The organism is Pseudomonas imperatae (assembly GCF_057128625.1).
This window is the reverse complement of sequence record NZ_JBSKHP010000007.1, coordinates 15,308-32,325: the sequence shown is the minus strand read 5'-3', so window position 1 is coordinate 32,325 and position 17,018 is coordinate 15,308. Positions and strand designations below refer to the sequence as shown.

The following is a 17,018-nucleotide window of genomic DNA, read 5'->3' as shown; positions in this document are numbered from 1 at the left end:
AATTCAAGTAGTTACGCGCTGGATGCAGAACTCAAACATTCTTATTCCGATTAATTTTTATATATTATTCAATAACTTAGGTTTGACAGCCGAAGTTGTCGGGCTCAAACTTCCTGAATTGGCACACTTCAACCAGGACAGGACCCCACCATGAAAGGCGATATCAGCGTCATCCAGCATCTCAACAAGATCCTCGGGAACGAGCTCATCGCCATCAACCAATACTTCCTGCATGCGCGCATGTACGAAGACTGGGGCCTGAACAAGCTGGGCAAGTTCGAGTACAAAGAGTCCATCCAGGCCATGAAGGACGCTGACAAGCTGATCAAGCGCATCCTGTTCCTGGAAGGCATCCCCAACCTGCAGGAACTGGGCAAGATCCTGATCGGCGAGCACACCCGCGAAATGCTGGAATGCGACCTGAAGATCGAGCGCAAGGCCCATGGCGACATCAAGGCCGCCATCGCCCACTGCGAAACTTCTGGCGACTACGGCAGCCGCGAAATGCTGGAAGACATCCTCGAAGACCAGGAAGAGCACATCGACTGGCTGGAGACCCAGCTGGGCCTGATCGACAAGGTCAGCCTGGAGAACTACCTGCAGTCGGGCATGGGCGACGACGAATAAGTAGCCTTGCCATTTGCGATGTGGGAGCGGGCTCTGCCCGCGAACGGGCCACCGCGGTGTTCTTTTCGCGGGCAGAGCCCGCTCCCACGTCGATGAAGAGCCCCGCCTTCGCGGGGCTTTTTTTGTTCCATAAAACAATATGAAGATACTTTCATGAACCCCGAGCAGGGTGCGACAAACCGCCGCAGGCCGCCTGGGCCGGGGCTTTCGGCCATTCGCGCAGTTCCTGCAAAAAACCCTTGCAGAAATCGAGTGTTTACTTAGGAAGCTAACAAATTCTATAAAAGAGTCATGCAGAGCCTTGCTGCATAACTTGAGAAATTGGAGCTTTCAAATGACTGTAAAAGTAACCGAACGCGACGATTCACATATGTCCCACGAAGGCGTGGCCGCTGGCATCCGCATCTGGGACGTATACCAACAAGACCTGCTGGTCGGCATGTTCCACAACGAGAACGACGCCCACAGCTATAAGGCCGAACTGGAAAACCTGGAAGCGCAACGCACCCAGCAGTAAGTCACCTTTCCAACTTTACTGCCTTCAATAAAAAACCCCGCCTCGGCGGGGTTTTGTTTAACGGGCGTGGCTTACCACATCAGGTCATCCGGGATGACGTAGGCGGCATACGGGTCATCCGCGTCCGGCTCTTCGGTCACCACGTTCAACAGCACGATACGCTCGGGCGCGCGCTCCTGGATCTTCAGGGCCGCCTCGCGCGGGATCACTTCGTAACCGCCGGCGTGGTGCACGATAGCCAGGGAGCCTGAGCTCAGCTTGGCGCGCATCAGGGTGTTGACCGACAGGCGCTTGACCTTCTTGTCGTCGACGAAGTTGTAGTAGTCCTCGGTGTTCAGCTTGGGCAGGCGCGACACCTCGATCAGCTGCTTGACCTGGGCGGCACGGGCCTTCTGCTCGGCCTTTTCCTGCTGCTGGCGGTTCAGCTCCTGGTCACGCTTGACCTTCTCGGCCATGGCTTCCTTGGCCAGGCGCTGCTGGGTGTCGTCGACTTCGACCTGGCCCTTCTGCTCCAGGCGTTTCTGTTTCTGCTGGGTCTTGCTGGCTTGCTTGACCTGTTTCTGGTTGACCAGACCGGCTTTCAGCAATTGGTCACGAAGAGAGATGCTCATGTACGGGCTCACTTATGCAACGGGCTCAGCCACAGCTGGGCAGGTTCTTTTCCTGACGTTTGGCCTCGCCCCACAGGGCGTCCAATTCTTCCAGGGTGCAATCTTCAATGGGACGGTGGGTGTCGCGCAATGCCTGTTCGATAAAACGGAAGCGCCGCTCGAATTTGCCGTTGGCGCCACGCAGGGCGTTTTCCGGGTCGACCTTGAGGTGCCGCGCCAGGTTGACCACGCTGAACAGCAGGTCGCCGACCTCCTCGGCCACCGCGGCCTGGTCGTCGCCGGCCATGGCCTCCAGCACCTCGTCCAGTTCTTCGCGCACCTTGTCCAGCACCGGCAACGCTTCAGGCCAGTCGAAGCCAACGCCGGCGGCGCGCCTCTGCAGCTTGGCCGAACGGGCCAGGGCCGGCAAGGCGTGGGGCACGTCGTCGAGCAGGGATAGCTGCTCGGGGGCCGTGGCCTTCTCGGCGCGCTCCTGGGCCTTGATCTCTTCCCAGCGGTGCTTGACCTGCTCCTCGCTCAGGCGCGGGGTGTCCAGGGGCGCATAGAGGTCGCCGGTGGGGAACACGTGAGGGTGGCGACGGATTAGTTTGCGGGTGATGCTGTCGACCACGCCGTCGAACTCGAAGCGCCCTTCCTCGCGGGCCAGCTGGCTGTAGTACACCACCTGGAACAGCAGGTCGCCGAGTTCGCCCTGCAGGTGTTCGAAATCGCTGCGCTCGATGGCGTCGGCGACCTCGTAGGCCTCCTCCAGGGTGTAGGGCACGATGGTGGCGTAGGTCTGCTTGATGTCCCACGGGCATCCGTGTTGCGGGTCGCGCAGGCGGGCCATGAGGTGTAGCAGGTCTTCAAGTGAGTACATCAATCAGCCTCGGTACATGCCCTGTGGGAGCTGGCTTGCCAGTGAGCTTTTGGGGGCCTCAAAAGCTCGCTGGCAAGCCAGCTCCCACAGGTGTTCTCAAACCCTGACAGGTTCAGTGTCAGGATCGTAACTCATGGGGTACGGTTGCGGCGGGTCTCGATGATGTTCGGCAACTGCGAGATACGCCCCAGCAGGCGCCCCAGGGCGTCCAGGCCGGGGATCTCGATGGTCAGCGACATCAGCGCGGTGTTGTCTTCCTTGTTCGAGCGGGTGTTCACCGCCAGCACGTTGATGCGCTCGTTGAGCAGCACCTGGGAGACGTCACGCAGCAGGCCGGAACGGTCGTACGCACGGATGATGATGTCCACCGGGTAGGTGAGCACCGGCACCGGGCCCCAGCTGACCTGGATGATGCGCTCCGGCTCGCGGCCGGCCAGTTGCAGCACCGAGGCGCAGTCCTGGCGGTGAATGCTCACGCCGCGGCCCTGGGTAATGTAGCCAACGATGGCGTCGCCCGGCAGCGGCTGGCAGCAGCCTGCCATCTGCGTCATCAGGTTGCCCACGCCCTGGATCTGGATGTCGCCGCGCTTGCCCGGCTTGTAACCGGTGCTGGACTTGCGCGGTATCAGTTCCAGCTGCTCGTTGCCGCGCTCCGGCTCCACCAGCTGCTGGGCCGAATTGACCAGGTGCGCCAGGCGCAGGTCGCCGGCACCGAGGGCGGCGAACATGTCCTCGGCGGTCTTGTGGTTGGCTTTCTCGGCCAGCTGCTCGAAGTCCACCTGGGGCAGGCCCAGGCGGCTGAGTTCGCGCTCCAGCAGGGTCTTGCCGGCCGCCACGTTCTGGTCGCGGGCCTGCAGCTTGAACCAGTGGACGATCTTCGCCCGGGCGCGCGAAGTAGTCACGTAGCCCAGGTTGGAGTTCAGCCAGTCGCGGCTCGGCGTGCCGTGCTTGCTGGTGATGATCTCCACCTGCTCGCCGGTCTGCAGGCTGTAGTTGAGCGGCACGATGCGCCCGTTGATCTTGGCGCCACGGCAGTTGTGGCCGATCTCGGTGTGCACCCGGTAGGCGAAGTCCAGCGGCGTGGCGCCCTTGGGCAGGTCGATGGCGTGGCCGTCGGGAGTGAAGACGTAGACGCGGTCAGGCTCGATGTCCACGCGCAGCTGTTCGGCCAGGCCGCCGATGTCGCCCAGTTCCTCGTGCCATTCCAGCACCTGGCGCAACCACGAGATCTTCTCTTCGTAGTGGTTGGAGCCCGACTTGACGTCGGTGCCCTTGTAGCGCCAGTGCGCGCACACGCCCAGCTCAGCTTCCTCGTGCATGGCGTGGGTGCGGATCTGCACCTCCAGCACCTTGCCTTCGGGGCCGATCACGGCGGTGTGCAGCGAGCGGTAGCCGTTCTCCTTGGGGTTGGCGATGTAGTCGTCGAACTCCTTGGGAATGTGCCGCCACAGGGTGTGGACGATGCCCAGCGCGGTGTAGCAGTCGCGCATTTCCGGCACCAGCACGCGCACCGCACGCACGTCGTAGATCTGGCTGAACTCCAGGCCCTTGCGCTGCATTTTGCGCCAGATGGAGTAGATGTGCTTGGCGCGGCCGCTGATGTCGGCCTTGACGCCGGTGGCCAGCAACTCGTTCTGCAGCTGGGTCATCACGTCGCTGATGAAGCGCTCGCGGTCCAGCCGCCGTTCATGCAGCAGCTTGGCGATCTGCTTGTACTGGTCGGGCTCCAGGTAGCGGAAGGACAGGTCCTCCAGCTCCCACTTGATGTGGCCGATGCCCAGGCGGTGGGCCAGCGGCGCGTAGATGTCGAACACCTCGCGGGCCACGCGGTTGCGCTTCTCCTCGTCGGCGTTCTTCACCGCGCGGATGGCGCAGGTACGCTCGGCCAGCTTGATCAGCGCCACGCGCACGTCGTCGACCATGGCGACGAGCATCTTGCGCAGGTTTTCCACCTGGCCCTGGCTGCCCAGCACCAGCGACTGGCGCGGGCTGAGGCTGGCGCTGATGGCGGCCATGCGCAGCACGCCGTCGATCAGCTTGGTGACCACGGCGCCGAAGCGCTCGCCGACCTCGGCCAGGGTCACCCGGCCTTCGCGCACGGCGCGGTAGATGACCGCGGCCACCAGGGTGTCCTGGTCCAGCTTGAGGTCGGCGAGAATTTCGGCTATTTCCAGGCCGGCCTGGAAACACGACGTGCCGTCGGCCCAGGAATGCTTGGCCATGTTGCCTTGCTGCTCGGCCTGCAGGGCGAACTCGCACGCCGCCTTCAGGGCCTCACGGTCCAGTGCCAGGTCGACACTGACAATGTGGTCCAGCCATGCATCGAGATTGATACTGCCGTCAGTGTTGATCGGCTGGTGTGCTCTCACCTGTACCATCTTGTTTACCTTCCCTATGACACGTTGCTAACGCATCAACAGATCGCTGGCTTTGACCTTCGCTGGGCCGGCGAAGGACTTGCTTTCAAGCACCAGTCGGATTAGACGGACCGTCCTGGTCCGCTTCAAATAACGCCATCGCCTCGACATGCGCTGTCTGGGGGAACATGTCGAGGATTGCGGCACGTTTTAACCGGTAGCCCTGCTTGATCAATTCGACCGCGTCGCGAGCCAAAGTTGCCGGGTTGCAGGACACATACACCAATCGCTTGGCACCCAATGCCGGCAGGTTCCTGACCACCTCGAACGCACCGTCGCGCGGTGGGTCCAAGAGTACCGCAGAAAAGCCCCCGGCGGCCCAGTCGGCGCCAGCCAGCGGCTGGGACAGATCGGCCTGAAAAACCTTCACGTTATCCAGCTTGTTGCTCTGGGCGTTGGCCTGCGCGCGGTCCACCATGGCCTGCACGCCTTCCACCGCCACCACCTCGGCCACCCGTGTGGCCAGCGGCAAGGCGAAGTTGCCCAAACCACAGAATAGATCCAGCACGCGCTCCTGGGGTTGCGGCTCGAGCCAGGCCAAAGCCTGTTCGATCATCGCGGTATTGACCCCTTCGTTCACCTGCACGAAATCGCCCGGGCGGTATGCCAGGGTCAGGTCCCACGGCGCCAGGGCAAAACCCAGCGTGGCATTGGTATCCACCGGTTGCGGCGCGCCTTCGCCTTGCAGCCACAGCTGCGCGCCGTGCTGGGCGCAGAACGCCAGCAGGGCTTGCAGGTCGGCGTCGGGCAACGCTGCGGTATGACGCACCAGCACGCACAGCGCGGTGCCGGCGAACAGTTCCACATGGCCGATGGCCTGGGGTTTGTTCAAGCCGGCCAGCGCCGCGGGCAGGCCGCTCATGATCGGTTGCAAGGGCTGTACCAGCACCGGGCACTCATCGATGGCGACGATGTCCTGGCTGGCGGCGGCGCGGAAGCCGACGTCGAGCTTGCGCGCCTTGATGTCCCAGCGCACGGCCACGCGGGCACGGCGGCGGTAGGCGAATTCGGGCCCGGTGAGGGGCGCGTCCCACTGCAGCGGGGCGATATTGCCCGCACGCTGCAGGTGCTCGGCGAGCATGCGCTGTTTCAGCGCCAGCTGCTCTTCGCGGGGCACGTGCTGCACACTGCAACCGCCGCAGCGGTCGGCATGCTTGCAGGATGCGGGGCGGCGCATGGCGCTGGCCTTGAGCACCTTTTCGGTGCGTGCTTCCACCACCTTGCCGTGGGCGTTGAGCACCCGGGCTTCCACCTGCTCGCCCGCCAGGGCGCCCAGCACGAACCAGGTGCGGCCTTCGAGGAAGGCGATGCCGCGGCCATCGTTGCTCAGGCGCTCGATGTCCAGGCGCTGTTTCTTGCCGGTAGGGACCTGCACGGCGCGCTGCCCGCCCGTGGGCTGGAAGCGCAGGCCGACGTTCTTCTTAGCCATCAGTTGGTCGCATCGAAAATGCCGCTGGACAGGTAGCGGTCGCCGCGGTCGCAGATGATCGCGACGATGGTGGCGTTTTCCACTTCCCGGGACAGGCGCAGCATGGCCGCCACGGCACCGCCCGAGGACACGCCGCAGAAGATGCCTTCCTCGCGCGCCAGGCGGCGAGTGACGTCCTCGGCTTCGGCCTGGGCCATGTCGACGATACGGTCGACGCGGTCGGCCTGGTAGATTTTCGGCAGGTATTCGGTGGGCCAGCGACGGATGCCAGGGATGGCCGAGCCTTCCATCGGCTGCAGGCCGACGATCTGCACGTTGGGGTTCTGCTCCTTGAGGTAGCGCGAAGTGCCCATGATGGTGCCGGTGGTGCCCATGGAGCTGACGAAATGGGTGATGGTGCCGTTGGTCTGCCGCCAGATCTCCGGGCCGGTGCTCACGTAGTGGGCCTCGGGGTTGTCGCCGTTGGCGAACTGGTCCAGCACCTTGCCGCGGCCTTCGGCCTGCATGCGCTCGGCCAGGTCGCGGGCGCCTTCCATGCCCTGCTCACGGGTCACCAGGATCAACTCGGCGCCGTAGGCGGTCATGGCCGCCTTGCGTTCGGCAGTGGAGTTGTCGGGCATGATCAGGATCATCTTGTAGCCCTTGATCGCTGCCGCCATGGCCAGGGCGATGCCGGTGTTGCCGGAGGTGGCCTCGATCAGGGTGTCACCGGGCTGGATCTGGCCACGCGCTTCGGCACGGCTGATCATCGACAGCGCCGGGCGGTCTTTCACCGAACCTGCCGGGTTGTTGCCTTCGAGCTTGAGCAAGAGAATGTTGCTGGTCTCGCCGGCCAGGCGCTGCAAGCGCACCAGCGGCGTGTTGCCGACGCAATCGGCGATGGTTGGGTACTGCAGGGTCATGGCGTCTTCGCAATCCGGACTGCGGGGGCGCCTATCATACCGGCAAACGCCCCAAGGCCATATCACGCAAAGTGCGCGGCTTATTCCATTGAACTATAAGCAGCCGGCACGCGCAGGTTCAGGCGCAGGCCCACGCCGGTGTTTTGCGCCCACATCGCCCCACCCTGGCGGGCCAGGGCATTGCGCGCGATGCTCAACCCGAGGCCGAAGCCACCGTCGCCGGGGCGCGAGCCGTCCAGCCGAATGAAGGGGTGGAAGATGCGCTCCAGATCACGCTCGGCCACGCCGCCGCCCTGGTCGTCCAACCACAGCAGCCATTGGTCGCCTTCGCGGCGCCCGTGCAGGCTGACCACGCCGCGCGGCGGCGAATGGCGGATGGCGTTGCGCAGGATGTTCTCCAGCGCCTGGGCCAGGGCGTTGAGGTTGCCCTGCACCCAGCAGTCGGCGCTCACCGCGCAGTGCAGCTGGCTGCTGGGCCAGCCGCTCTCGTAGCAGGCGTTCTCGGCCAGCATGTCCCACAGTGCCTGCACCTGGATGGGTTCCAGGGCCGGGGCGTTGCGCTCGGTGTCCAGCCAGGCCAGTTGCAGGGTGTCGTCCACCAGCCGCTGCATGCCCTGCACCTCGCGCTGCACCCGGTCGCGCAGGCGCGCGCAGTCCTGTTCGCTGTCGCCGGCCACCCGCAGGCGGCTCAGGGGCGTGCGCAGTTCATGGGACAGGTCGCGCAGCAGCTGGCGTTGCAGGGCCACGGTGCTTTGCAGGCGCTCGGCCATGTGGTCGAAGGCGCGCCCCAGCTCGCCCAGCTCATCGGCACGGCTGGTGGCCTGGGCGTTCAGGCGCCCTTGCAGCGGGTCGGCGCGCCAGGCGTTGGCCTGTTCGCGCAGGCGGTTCAACGGCGCGATCAGCAGGCGGTACAGGCCCACGCACAACAGAAAGGTGAACACCCCGGGGATGATGCCGGTGATGGTCAGGTGCCACATCAGCGCGTAGCGGCCGGGCATCAGCCGTTCGGGCAACTCGATCACCAGGCTGCCGGCGCGGGGGTTGCCGGGAAACGGCACGCGCAGCCACGGCAGGCCCATGCTGCGCCGGCTCACGGGCCAGTCCAGGCCGCGCAGAAAGGTCATGCGCTGGGCCTGGGCGTCGGTCAGGGGCTGGCTGCCCAGCGGCTGCAGGTCGTGGCCGATCACGCCCATCCAGCCCTTCTCGCGCCGGGCCATGGTCGCCAGCCAGGCATCCACCCCGGCGCTGCCGCCCTGCTCCCAGGCCCGCTCGGCGTCTTCGGCGTAGTCGGCCAGCAGCGCCTTGGCGTCGCGGGAGAGGAAGGCGTTCTGGGTCTCCATGTAGCGCCCCCACGACCAGCTCAGCCAGATCATCAGCAGGCAGAAGGCGACCAGCAGCACCACCAGTTTCCAGAACAGCGACTGACGCCCCGGCACCTCAGACGTCCTCGTTGGCGGTGAACACGTAGCCTTTGCCCCACACGGTGCGCACCTGGCGCGCCAGGTAGCCCACGGCCTTGAGCTTGCGGCGGATCTGGCTGATGTGCATGTCCAGGCTGCGGTCGTGCTGGGCGTAGCCGCGCTGCAGCACGTGCTGGTAGAGGAAGGCCTTGGTCAGCACCTCGTCGGCGCTGCGGTTGAGCGTGTCCAGCAGGCGGAATTCGCTGCGGGTGAGGCCGGCGGCCTTATCGCCGAACGTCACGTCGAACAGCGTGTCGTGGAAGTGCAGGCCGTCGCCCTCGCTGCGCTGGGGCACCTGGCTGCGCCGCCGCTCCAGGGCCACGCGGCGCAGGATGGCCTCTACCCGCGCCTGCAACTCGTCGACGCTGAACGGCTTGGGCAGGTAGTCGTCGGCGCCACGGCGGAAGCCGGTGATGCGGTCCGCCTCGGCGCCCAGCGCCGACATCAGGATCACCGGCGTGGCCGAGTGCTCGCGCAGGTGCTGCAGCACGTCCAGGCCGTTCATGCCCGGCAGCAGGATGTCCATCAACACCACGTCGAAGCCTTCGCCGCGGGCCAGGGCCAGGCCGTCGCTGCCGTTCTGGCACCAGGTCACCTGGAACCCGCAGCGGCCCAGTTCCTCGTGCACGTAGGCGCCCAGCACCGGGTCGTCTTCGATGGCGAGGATGTGGCCGACACAACTGATTGCAGGATTCATTGGCATCTAGAAGTGATTATCAATAACTAATTATTCAGGATGTTTCATCTTCTAGGCAACCATTGCCCGACACAACGGCAGGTATGAAGTGCATAAGTGGCGCTATCGAGGTATTTTCCCCGGGTAAACCACCACGGCCCTGAAGGGAGAAACAGGCGTGCTGAAACGACTCGGGATCCGCGGCCGCGTGCTGTTGCTGGCGCTGCTGCCCGCCACCTTGATGGCGGTGCTGCTGGGCGGCTATTTCAGCTGGATGCAGCAGGCCGAACTGCAGGCGCAGTTGCTGCGCCGCGGGCAGATGATTGCCGAGCAGCTGGCGCCGCTGGTGGCCCGCGGCATGGCCCGCAACGACTCGCCGCTGCTGGAGCGCATCGCCGCCCAGGCGCTGGAACAGGCCGATGTGCGCGCGGTGTCGTTCCTCGCCGCCGACCACACGCCCCTGGCCCACGCCGGGCCGAGCATGCTCAACCCGGTGCCCATCGGCAACAGCACCCACCTGCTGCTGCGCAGCGGCAACGACGCCACCCGCTACCTGCTACCGGTGTTCGGCCACCATCGCGACCTGGCCGGGGAAGTGGTACCCAGCGAGGCCGACCTGCTGCTGGGCTGGGTGGAGCTGGAGCTGTCCCACGACGGCACGTTGCTGCGGGTGTACCGCGGCCTGTTCGCCAGCCTCATGCTGATTGCCGGCGGGCTTTTGGCCACCGGCCTGCTGGCCATGCGCATGAGCCGCGGCATCAACGGCCCCATCAGCCAGATCAAGCAGACCGTGGTGCAGCTCAAGGACGGCAACCTGGAAGCACGCTTGCCGGCGCTGGGCAGCCACGAACTGGACGAGTTGGCCGCCGGCATCAACCGCATGGCCGAGACCCTGCAAGGCGCCCAGGAAGAACTGCAGCACAGCGTCGACCAGGCCACCGAAGACGTGCGCCAGAACCTGGAGACCATCGAGATCCAGAACATCGAGCTGGACCTGGCGCGCAAGGAGGCCCTGGAGGCCAGCCGCATCAAGTCCGAGTTCCTGGCCAACATGAGCCACGAGATTCGCACCCCGCTCAATGGCATCCTGGGCTTCACCCACCTGCTGCAGAAAAGCGACCTCACGCCGCGCCAGCTGGACTACCTGGGCACCATCGAGAAGTCGGCAGACAGCCTGCTCGGCATCATCAACGAGATCCTCGACTTCTCCAAGATCGAGGCCGGCAAGCTGGTGCTCGACAGCATTCCGTTCAACCTGCGCGACCTGCTGCAGGACACCCTCACCATCCTCGCCCCCGCCGCCCACGCCAAGCAGCTGGAGTTGGTGAGCCTGGTGTACCGCGACACCCCCATCTCGCTGATCGGCGACCCGCTGCGGCTCAAGCAGATCCTCACGAACCTGGTGAGCAATGCCATCAAGTTCACCCGCGAAGGCACCATCGTCGCCCGCGCCATGCTGGAGGATGAAAGCGACGACGGCGTGCAGCTGCGCATCAGCGTCAAGGACACCGGCATCGGCCTGTCCAGCCAGGACGTGCGCACCCTGTTCCAGGCCTTCAGCCAGGCCGACAACTCCCTCAGCCGCCAGCCCGGCGGCACCGGCCTGGGCCTGGTGATTTCCAAGCGCCTGATCGAACAGATGGGCGGCGAGATCGGCGTCGACAGCACCCCCGGCGAAGGCTCGGAGTTCTGGATCAGCCTGCGCCTGCCCAAGGCCCGCGACGACGCCGAGGACCTGCCCGGCGAGCCGCTCAACGGCCGCAGCATCGCCGTGGTCGAACAGCACGAGCTGGCGCGCCAGGCCTTGCAGCACCAGCTGGAAGACCTGGGCCTGAACGTGGTGACCTTCCCCTCGGTGGAAAAACTGATCACCGCCGCCGACGCCGCGCACCTGGCCGGCCAGCCCATCGACCTGGCCGTGCTGGGCCTGACCAGCTACGACGTCGGCCCCGACCGCCTGGCCCAGCAGGTGCGCGACGTGGAGAAATCCGGCTGCCGGGTGCTGGTACTTTGCCCCACCACCGAGCAGACGCTGTTCCACCCTGCCGTGCCCAACCCGCACAGCCAACTGCAGCCCAAGCCGGCCTGCACGCGCAAGCTGCGCCGCGGCCTCAGCGACCTGATCAACCCCAAGCGCCTGCGCCACGACAGCCCCGACGGCAGCGAACCGCTGATCAACCGCGCCCCACGGGTGCTGTGCGTGGACGACAACCCGGCCAACCTGCTGCTGGTGCAAACCCTGCTCGAAGACCTGGGCGCCGAGGTGCTGGCCGTGGACAACGGCGCCAGCGCCGTGCGCGCGGTGCAAGAGGAGCGCTTCGACCTGGTGCTGATGGACGTGCAGATGCCGGGCATGGACGGCCGCGAGACCACCGAGAAAATCCGCCTGTGGGAAGCCGCGCAGCCGGGGCCGGCGCTACCCATCGTGGCGCTCACCGCCCACGCCATGGCCAACGAGAAACGCGCCCTGCTGCAAAGCGGCATGGACGACTACCTGACCAAGCCGATCAGCGACCGCCAGCTGGCCCAGGTGGTGCTCAAGTGGACCGGCCTGGTGCTGCGCACGCGCACCAGCGAGCGCGGCGAATGGGTGCAGGAAGACGACGTGCTGCACGTGCTCGACCCCGACGAAGGCCTGCGCCTGGCCGCCGGCAAGGAAGACCTGGCCGCCGACATGCTGGCCATGTTGCTGGCCTCGCTGGAAGAAGAGCGTCAGGCCATCCAGGCCGCCCGCAAGGACGCCGACCACACCCTGACCATCGAACGCGTGCACCGCCTGCACGGCGCCACCCGCTACTGCGGCGTGCCGCAACTGCGCGCGGCCTGCCAGCGCAGCGAGACGCTGCTCAAGCAGAACGACAGCGAGGCGCAGGACGCACTGGATGAGCTGGATGCCGCCATCCTGCGCCTGGCCGAGCACGCCCGAATCGCCGTGTAGCTACTGCCCCCAAGGAAGCCCGACCATGCGCACCCTCCTGTTCAGCAGCCAGCACTACGACCAGGACAGCTTCCTGGCCGTGCCTCGCGACCTCGATATCGACCTGCACTTCCAGCCGGCGCGCCTGACCCCGGACACCGCGCCGCTGGCCGCCGGCTTCGAGGTGGTGTGCGCGTTCATCAACGATGACCTCGGCGCCGCGGTGCTGGAGCAACTGGCCGCCGGCGGCACGCGGCTGATTGCCCTGCGCTCGGCCGGCTACAACCACGTGGACCTGGCTTGCGCCCGGCGCCTGGGCCTGGCCGTGGTGCGCGTGCCGGCCTATTCGCCCCACGCCGTGGCCGAGCACGCCGTGGCGCTGATCCTGGCGCTGAACCGCCACCTGCACCGCGCCTACAACCGCACCCGCGACGGCGACTTCACCCTGCACGGCCTGACCGGCTTCGACCTGGTGGGCAAGACCGTGGGCGTGGTCGGCACCGGCCAGATCGGCGCCGCCTTCGCGCGCATCATGCACGGCTTCGGCTGCCAGCTGCTGGCCTACGACCCCTACCCCAACGACGCGGTGCTGGCCCTGGGCGCGCGCTACCTGCCGCTGGACGAGGTGCTGGCGCAGGCGCAGATAATCAGCCTGCACTGCCCGCTCACGCCCGCCACCCAGCACCTGATCAACGCCCACAGCCTGGCGACCCTGCAGCCCGGCGCCATGCTCATCAACACCGGCCGTGGCGCGCTGGTGGACACCCCGGCGCTGATCGACGCGCTGAAAAGCGGCCAACTGGGCTACCTGGGCCTGGACGTGTATGAAGAGGAAGCCCAGCTATTCTTCGAGGACCGCTCTGACCTGCCCCTGCAGGACGACGTGCTGGCCCGGCTGCTGACTTTCCCCAACGTGATTATCACCGCGCACCAGGCGTTCCTGACCCGCGAGGCCCTGGCCGCCATCGCCAGCACCACCCTGGCCAATATTTCCGACTGGGGGCGTGGTTGCCCGCAGAATCTGGTCGAGGCTTGACCCGCCGCCCGTGCTAGCATGTCGCGCAGATTTGGAGGACCCATGGTCGAACACGATTTTCGCTACAGCCTGCTCAACCCGCACCACACCCTGATTGAATGCCGCGCCCTGGCGCCAGGCCGTTATCAGGTCACCGGCAACGGTGGTTCGATTCACAACGACGACGTTCTGTTGGTGACCCTCAAGGGCAGCAAGACCCTGTCCATGCGCCTGACCATCGAAAAAGTCCGCCACCTGATCAACCCGCCCGGGCAATGGGTAGCCGTGGCCCGTGGCCCGGTGTTCGGCGAGCTGGCCATTCATCAGTGGCACGTGCAGTGCGACGCCTGTGCAGCGGACCTCGAGTTCGAATTCGCGGTCGACGCCAAGCTGGGCACCAAGGCGCAGAAGCCTGCCGCCACGGCGCGCATCGCCGAGCTGGGCTGGAGCACCGAGGGCGACAAGCACCTGTGCCGCAAATGCCAGGAGCCGCGCCCGTGAAACAAGCCCTGCTGCTGGCGGCAATGACCGCCACCCTCGCGGGCTGCGCGTCCGGGCCCAAGCTGCAACAGGAACAGGCATACACCCTGGAGTGGATCGGCGACAAGCCGCTGATGGACTACAGCCACATCAGCCTGACCCTGGGCGAAGACGGCCGCGCCTACGGCAACGCCGGCTGCAACCACTGGTTCGCGCCCTACACGCTGTCGCATCACCACCTGACGTTTGGTGCGGTGGGCAGCACGCGCCGCCTGTGCGACCCGGCCACCATGGAGCAGGAACAGCGCTTCCTGCAGGCCCTGGGTGGCGTGCAGCGCTGGAGCGTGTCCAAGGAAGGCCAGATTCGCCTCTGGCCCGAAGAAGGCAAGCCGCTGCGCCTGTGGCCTGACGAAGGCTGACCTTGTGGGAGCTGGCTTGCCAGCGAGCTGTTGAGGCCTTAAAAGCTCGCTGGCAAGCCAGCTCCCACAAAGGCCGCGTCCGGCGCCCTCACGAACTCTTCAACTTCGCCAGCTTCTCGCTGATCCCCGCCGCCGTCTGCTCCCCCACCAACTGCTCGCGCACCTTGCCCTTGGCATCGATGATGTAGGTGATGGGCAGCGCGTCATTCTGCGGCAGGTCGAAACGCGGCGCCGGGTCGTCGGCCAGCACCGTGAAGGTGATGCCCAGCTCCTGGGCGGCCTTCTTCAGGTCATCGCCGTGCAGGCCGTCGAAGTTCACCCCCAGCACCGCCACACCCTTGCCCTTGAGCTGCTCGGCCAGGGCGTTGAGCTGTGGCACCTCGCTGCGGCACGGGCCGCACCAGTCCGCCCAGTAATTCACCACCAGCCACTGATCCTGCAACTGCCGCGCCTTGACCAGCTTGCCGTTCTGGTCCACCCCGTAGTCCGCCCCGCACCCGCTCAACAACACCAGGGCCAGACACACCGCCACACGCCATGCCATGATTGCTACCTTCCTTAAAGTGCTGCCAAAAAGGTGGCGAGCGGTTAGACACTGCCCGCCACAGGGTTAGAATAGCCCCCACTTGACTCAAGGTGCGACCGCAAATGACCGACCTGACGCTTTATCACAACCCGCGCTGCTCCAAGTCCCGTGCCGCGCTGGAACTGCTGCAGGCCCGCGGCCTGGAACCCAACGTGGTGAAATACCTGGAAACCCCGCCTGACGCCGCCGCCCTCAAGGCCGTACTGGCCAAGCTGGGCCTGCACGCACGGGCCCTGCTGCGCACCGGCGAAGACGAATACAAGGCCCTGAACCTGGCCGACGCCACCCTGGGCGAAGACCAGTTGATCGCGGCCATGGTGCAGCACCCGCGCCTGATCGAACGGCCCATCCTGATCGCCGGCGACAAGGCCGCCATCGGCCGCCCACCGGAGAAAGTGCTGGAGATCCTGTCGTGACCCAGCCGTACATCCTGGTGTTGTACTACAGCCGTGGCGGCGCCACGGCGCAGATGGCCAAGCATATCGCCCGCGGCGTGGAGCTGAGCGGCATCGAGGCGCGCCTGCGCACCGTGCCGCCGGTGTCTGCCGACCACGAGGCCAGCGGCCCCAGCATTCCCGAGCACGGCGCGCCCTACGCCAGCATCGACGACTTGAAAAACTGCGCCGGCCTGGCCATGGGCAGCCCTACCCGCTACGGCAACATGGCGGCGCCGCTCAAGTACTACCTGGACGGCACCAGCAGCCTGTGGCTGAGCGGCGCCCTGGTGGGCAAGCCGGCCTCGGTGTTCACCTCCACCGCCAGCCTGCACGGCGGCCAGGAAACCACCCTGCTGTCGATGATGATGCCGTTGCTGCACCACGGCATGCTGATCAGCGGCATTCCCTACAGCGAATCTGCACTGCTGGACACCCGCGGCGGCGGCACGCCCTACGGCGCCAGCCACCACGCCGGGGCGGACAGCAAGCGCGCCCTGGACGAGCACGAGATTGCCCTGTGCCGCGCCCTGGGCCAGCGCCTGGGCGGCATCGCCCAGAAACTGGAGCCGGCGCGTGGCTAAACGCGCCAGGGTGCTGCCCGGCGTCGACTGGTTGCAACCGCGGGTGCGGGCCGCGCGCTGGGCCAGCCTTGGCTGCTTCCTGGGTTTCATCGCGCTGCTGTGCGGCTACTACCTGCTGGTGGCCGACCTGCACGGCGCACGGCCCTGGGTCATCCTGCTGATCGAGCTGGTGCCGCTGTTGCTGCTCACCCCGGGCATGCTGCTGGGCAGCCCACGCGGGCATTCGTGGACCTGCTTTGCGGTCAACCTGTACTTCATCAAGGGCGCCCTGGCCGCCTTCGACCCCAACCGCCAACTGTTCGGCCTGCTGGAAATGGCCGCCAGCCTGGCGGTGTTCACCAGCGCCCTGCTGTACGTGCGCTGGCGCTTTCAATTGAATCGGAAACTGGCCGGAGAGGGCCTGGTGTGAATGCAGGACTACAAGTGGCTACACGAATACTGCCTTAACCGCTTCGGCTCGGCGCAGGCACTGCAAGACCATCTCCCCGACGCGAAAACCCCGGCACAACTGCGCAAAATCCCCGCTGACCGCTACCTGTCGACCATGGCCCTGCGGGTGTTCCGTGCCGGCCTCAAGCACAGCCTGGTGGACGCCAAGTGGCCGGCCTTCGAGCAGGTGTTCTTCGGCTTCGACCCGGAGAAAGTGGTGCTGATGGGCGCCGAGCACCTGGAGCGGCTGATGCAGGACACGCGCATCATCCGCCACCTGGGCAAGCTCAAGAGCGTGCCGCGCAACGCCCAGCTGATCCTCGACATCGAGCACGAACACAAGAGCTTCGGCGACTTCATCGCCGACTGGCCAGTGACCGACATCACCGGCCTGTGGCAGTACCTGGCCAAGCACGGCAACCAGATGGGCGGCCTGTCGGCGCCACGCTTCCTGCGCATGGTGGGCAAGGACACCTTCATCCCCACCTGGGACGTGGTGGCCGCGCTCAACGCCCAGGGCATCGTCGACAAGGTGCCCAGCAGCAAGCGCGACCAGGCCAAGGTCCAGGAAGTGTTCAACCAATGGCAGGCCGAGAGCGGGCGCCCCATGTGCCAGCTGTCGGCAATGCTGGCCTACACCGTCAATCACTAACCGC

At 65.9% G+C, this 17,018-nt stretch carries 18 protein-coding genes; 10 read left to right on the top strand and 8 right to left on the bottom strand.

The window, feature by feature from the left end; all coding sequences use genetic code 11:
• The first annotated feature begins 150 nt into the window (after positions 1 to 150).
• Positions 151 to 627, top strand: coding sequence for a bacterioferritin (bfr, locus tag ACWKWX_RS10590; protein WP_416426394.1), 477 nt, complete (start codon positions 151 to 153; stop codon positions 625 to 627).
• Positions 628 to 961: 334 nt separating this feature from the next.
• Positions 962 to 1,144, top strand: coding sequence for a hypothetical protein (locus ACWKWX_RS10585; RefSeq protein WP_416426396.1), 183 nt, complete (start codon positions 962 to 964; stop codon positions 1,142 to 1,144).
• A 71-nt stretch (positions 1,145 to 1,215) separates the two neighbouring features.
• On the opposite strand, the gene ACWKWX_RS10580 is transcribed toward ACWKWX_RS10585, so the two are convergent.
• The 7 genes from ACWKWX_RS10580 to ACWKWX_RS10550 form a co-directional block, all read right to left on the bottom strand.
• Entirely contained in the window at positions 1,216 to 1,755 is a 540-nt protein-coding gene (locus tag ACWKWX_RS10580; protein ID WP_416426398.1) for a DUF2058 domain-containing protein, read from the bottom strand.
• Between the two features lie 25 nt (positions 1,756 to 1,780).
• Complete coding sequence (mazG, locus tag ACWKWX_RS10575) at positions 1,781 to 2,614, bottom strand: nucleoside triphosphate pyrophosphohydrolase (RefSeq protein WP_483827747.1); 834 nt, start codon at positions 2,612 to 2,614, stop codon at positions 1,781 to 1,783.
• Positions 2,615 to 2,745: 131 nt separating this feature from the next.
• Positions 2,746 to 4,992, bottom strand: coding sequence for a GTP diphosphokinase (gene relA / locus ACWKWX_RS10570; protein ID WP_416426401.1), 2,247 nt, complete (start codon positions 4,990 to 4,992; stop codon positions 2,746 to 2,748).
• Positions 4,993 to 5,077: 85 nt separating this feature from the next.
• On the bottom strand, positions 5,078 to 6,460 hold the full coding sequence (gene rlmD, locus ACWKWX_RS10565) for a 23S rRNA (uracil(1939)-C(5))-methyltransferase RlmD (protein ID WP_416426403.1): 1,383 nt from the start codon (positions 6,458 to 6,460) through the stop codon (positions 5,078 to 5,080).
• Entirely contained in the window at positions 6,460 to 7,362 is a 903-nt protein-coding gene (gene cysM, locus ACWKWX_RS10560) for a cysteine synthase CysM (RefSeq protein WP_416426405.1), read from the bottom strand. Before cysM ends, rlmD begins: the two co-directional genes overlap by 1 nt.
• A gap of 80 nt (positions 7,363 to 7,442) precedes the next feature.
• On the bottom strand, positions 7,443 to 8,798 hold the full coding sequence (locus ACWKWX_RS10555) for a histidine kinase sensor domain-containing protein (RefSeq protein ID WP_483827746.1): 1,356 nt from the start codon (positions 8,796 to 8,798) through the stop codon (positions 7,443 to 7,445).
• Position 8,799: 1 nt separating this feature from the next.
• Entirely contained in the window at positions 8,800 to 9,519 is a 720-nt protein-coding gene (locus tag ACWKWX_RS10550) for a response regulator transcription factor (protein WP_416426408.1), read from the bottom strand.
• Positions 9,520 to 9,676: 157 nt separating this feature from the next.
• Here ACWKWX_RS10550 and ACWKWX_RS10545 point away from each other — a divergent pair, with 157 nt between their 5' ends.
• From ACWKWX_RS10545 to ACWKWX_RS10530, 4 genes are read left to right on the top strand one after another with little or no spacing between them, the layout of a single operon-like run.
• Positions 9,677 to 12,436, top strand: coding sequence for a response regulator (locus ACWKWX_RS10545; protein ID WP_483827745.1), 2,760 nt, complete (start codon positions 9,677 to 9,679; stop codon positions 12,434 to 12,436).
• 25 nt (positions 12,437 to 12,461) lie between these two features.
• Entirely contained in the window at positions 12,462 to 13,451 is a 990-nt protein-coding gene (locus tag ACWKWX_RS10540) for a 2-hydroxyacid dehydrogenase (protein WP_473004229.1), read from the top strand.
• Positions 13,452 to 13,493: 42 nt separating this feature from the next.
• Complete coding sequence (locus ACWKWX_RS10535; protein ID WP_416426413.1) at positions 13,494 to 13,931, top strand: hypothetical protein; 438 nt, start codon at positions 13,494 to 13,496, stop codon at positions 13,929 to 13,931.
• A gap of 23 nt (positions 13,932 to 13,954) precedes the next feature.
• Positions 13,955 to 14,329, top strand: coding sequence for an META domain-containing protein (locus tag ACWKWX_RS10530; protein ID WP_416427454.1), 375 nt, complete (start codon positions 13,955 to 13,957; stop codon positions 14,327 to 14,329).
• An 88-nt stretch (positions 14,330 to 14,417) separates the two neighbouring features.
• Here the strand turns inward: ACWKWX_RS10530 and ACWKWX_RS10525 are convergent, their stop codons facing one another.
• The gene (locus tag ACWKWX_RS10525; protein WP_416426415.1) at positions 14,418 to 14,873 is read right to left on the bottom strand and encodes a TlpA disulfide reductase family protein; all 456 of its coding nucleotides are present in this window, start codon (positions 14,871 to 14,873) and stop codon (positions 14,418 to 14,420) included.
• Between the two features lie 104 nt (positions 14,874 to 14,977).
• On the opposite strand from ACWKWX_RS10525, the gene arsC reads away from it, so the two are divergent.
• From arsC to ACWKWX_RS10505, 4 genes are read left to right on the top strand one after another with little or no spacing between them, the layout of a single operon-like run.
• Positions 14,978 to 15,331 (top strand): arsenate reductase (glutaredoxin), encoded by a 354-nt coding sequence (gene arsC / locus ACWKWX_RS10520; protein ID WP_416426417.1) that lies wholly within the window; start codon positions 14,978 to 14,980, stop codon positions 15,329 to 15,331.
• Positions 15,328 to 15,933 (top strand): NAD(P)H:quinone oxidoreductase, encoded by a 606-nt coding sequence (gene wrbA / locus ACWKWX_RS10515; protein ID WP_416426419.1) that lies wholly within the window; start codon positions 15,328 to 15,330, stop codon positions 15,931 to 15,933. Before arsC ends, wrbA begins: the two co-directional genes overlap by 4 nt.
• Positions 15,926 to 16,342, top strand: a complete 417-nt coding sequence (locus ACWKWX_RS10510) for a DUF2069 domain-containing protein (protein ID WP_416426421.1) — start codon at positions 15,926 to 15,928, stop codon at positions 16,340 to 16,342. The genes wrbA and ACWKWX_RS10510 overlap by 8 nt, the downstream gene beginning before the upstream one ends.
• Positions 16,343 to 17,014 (top strand): DNA-3-methyladenine glycosylase I, encoded by a 672-nt coding sequence (locus ACWKWX_RS10505; protein WP_416426423.1) that lies wholly within the window; start codon positions 16,343 to 16,345, stop codon positions 17,012 to 17,014. It abuts the gene before it with no gap.
• The last annotated feature ends 4 nt before the right edge of the window (positions 17,015 to 17,018 follow it).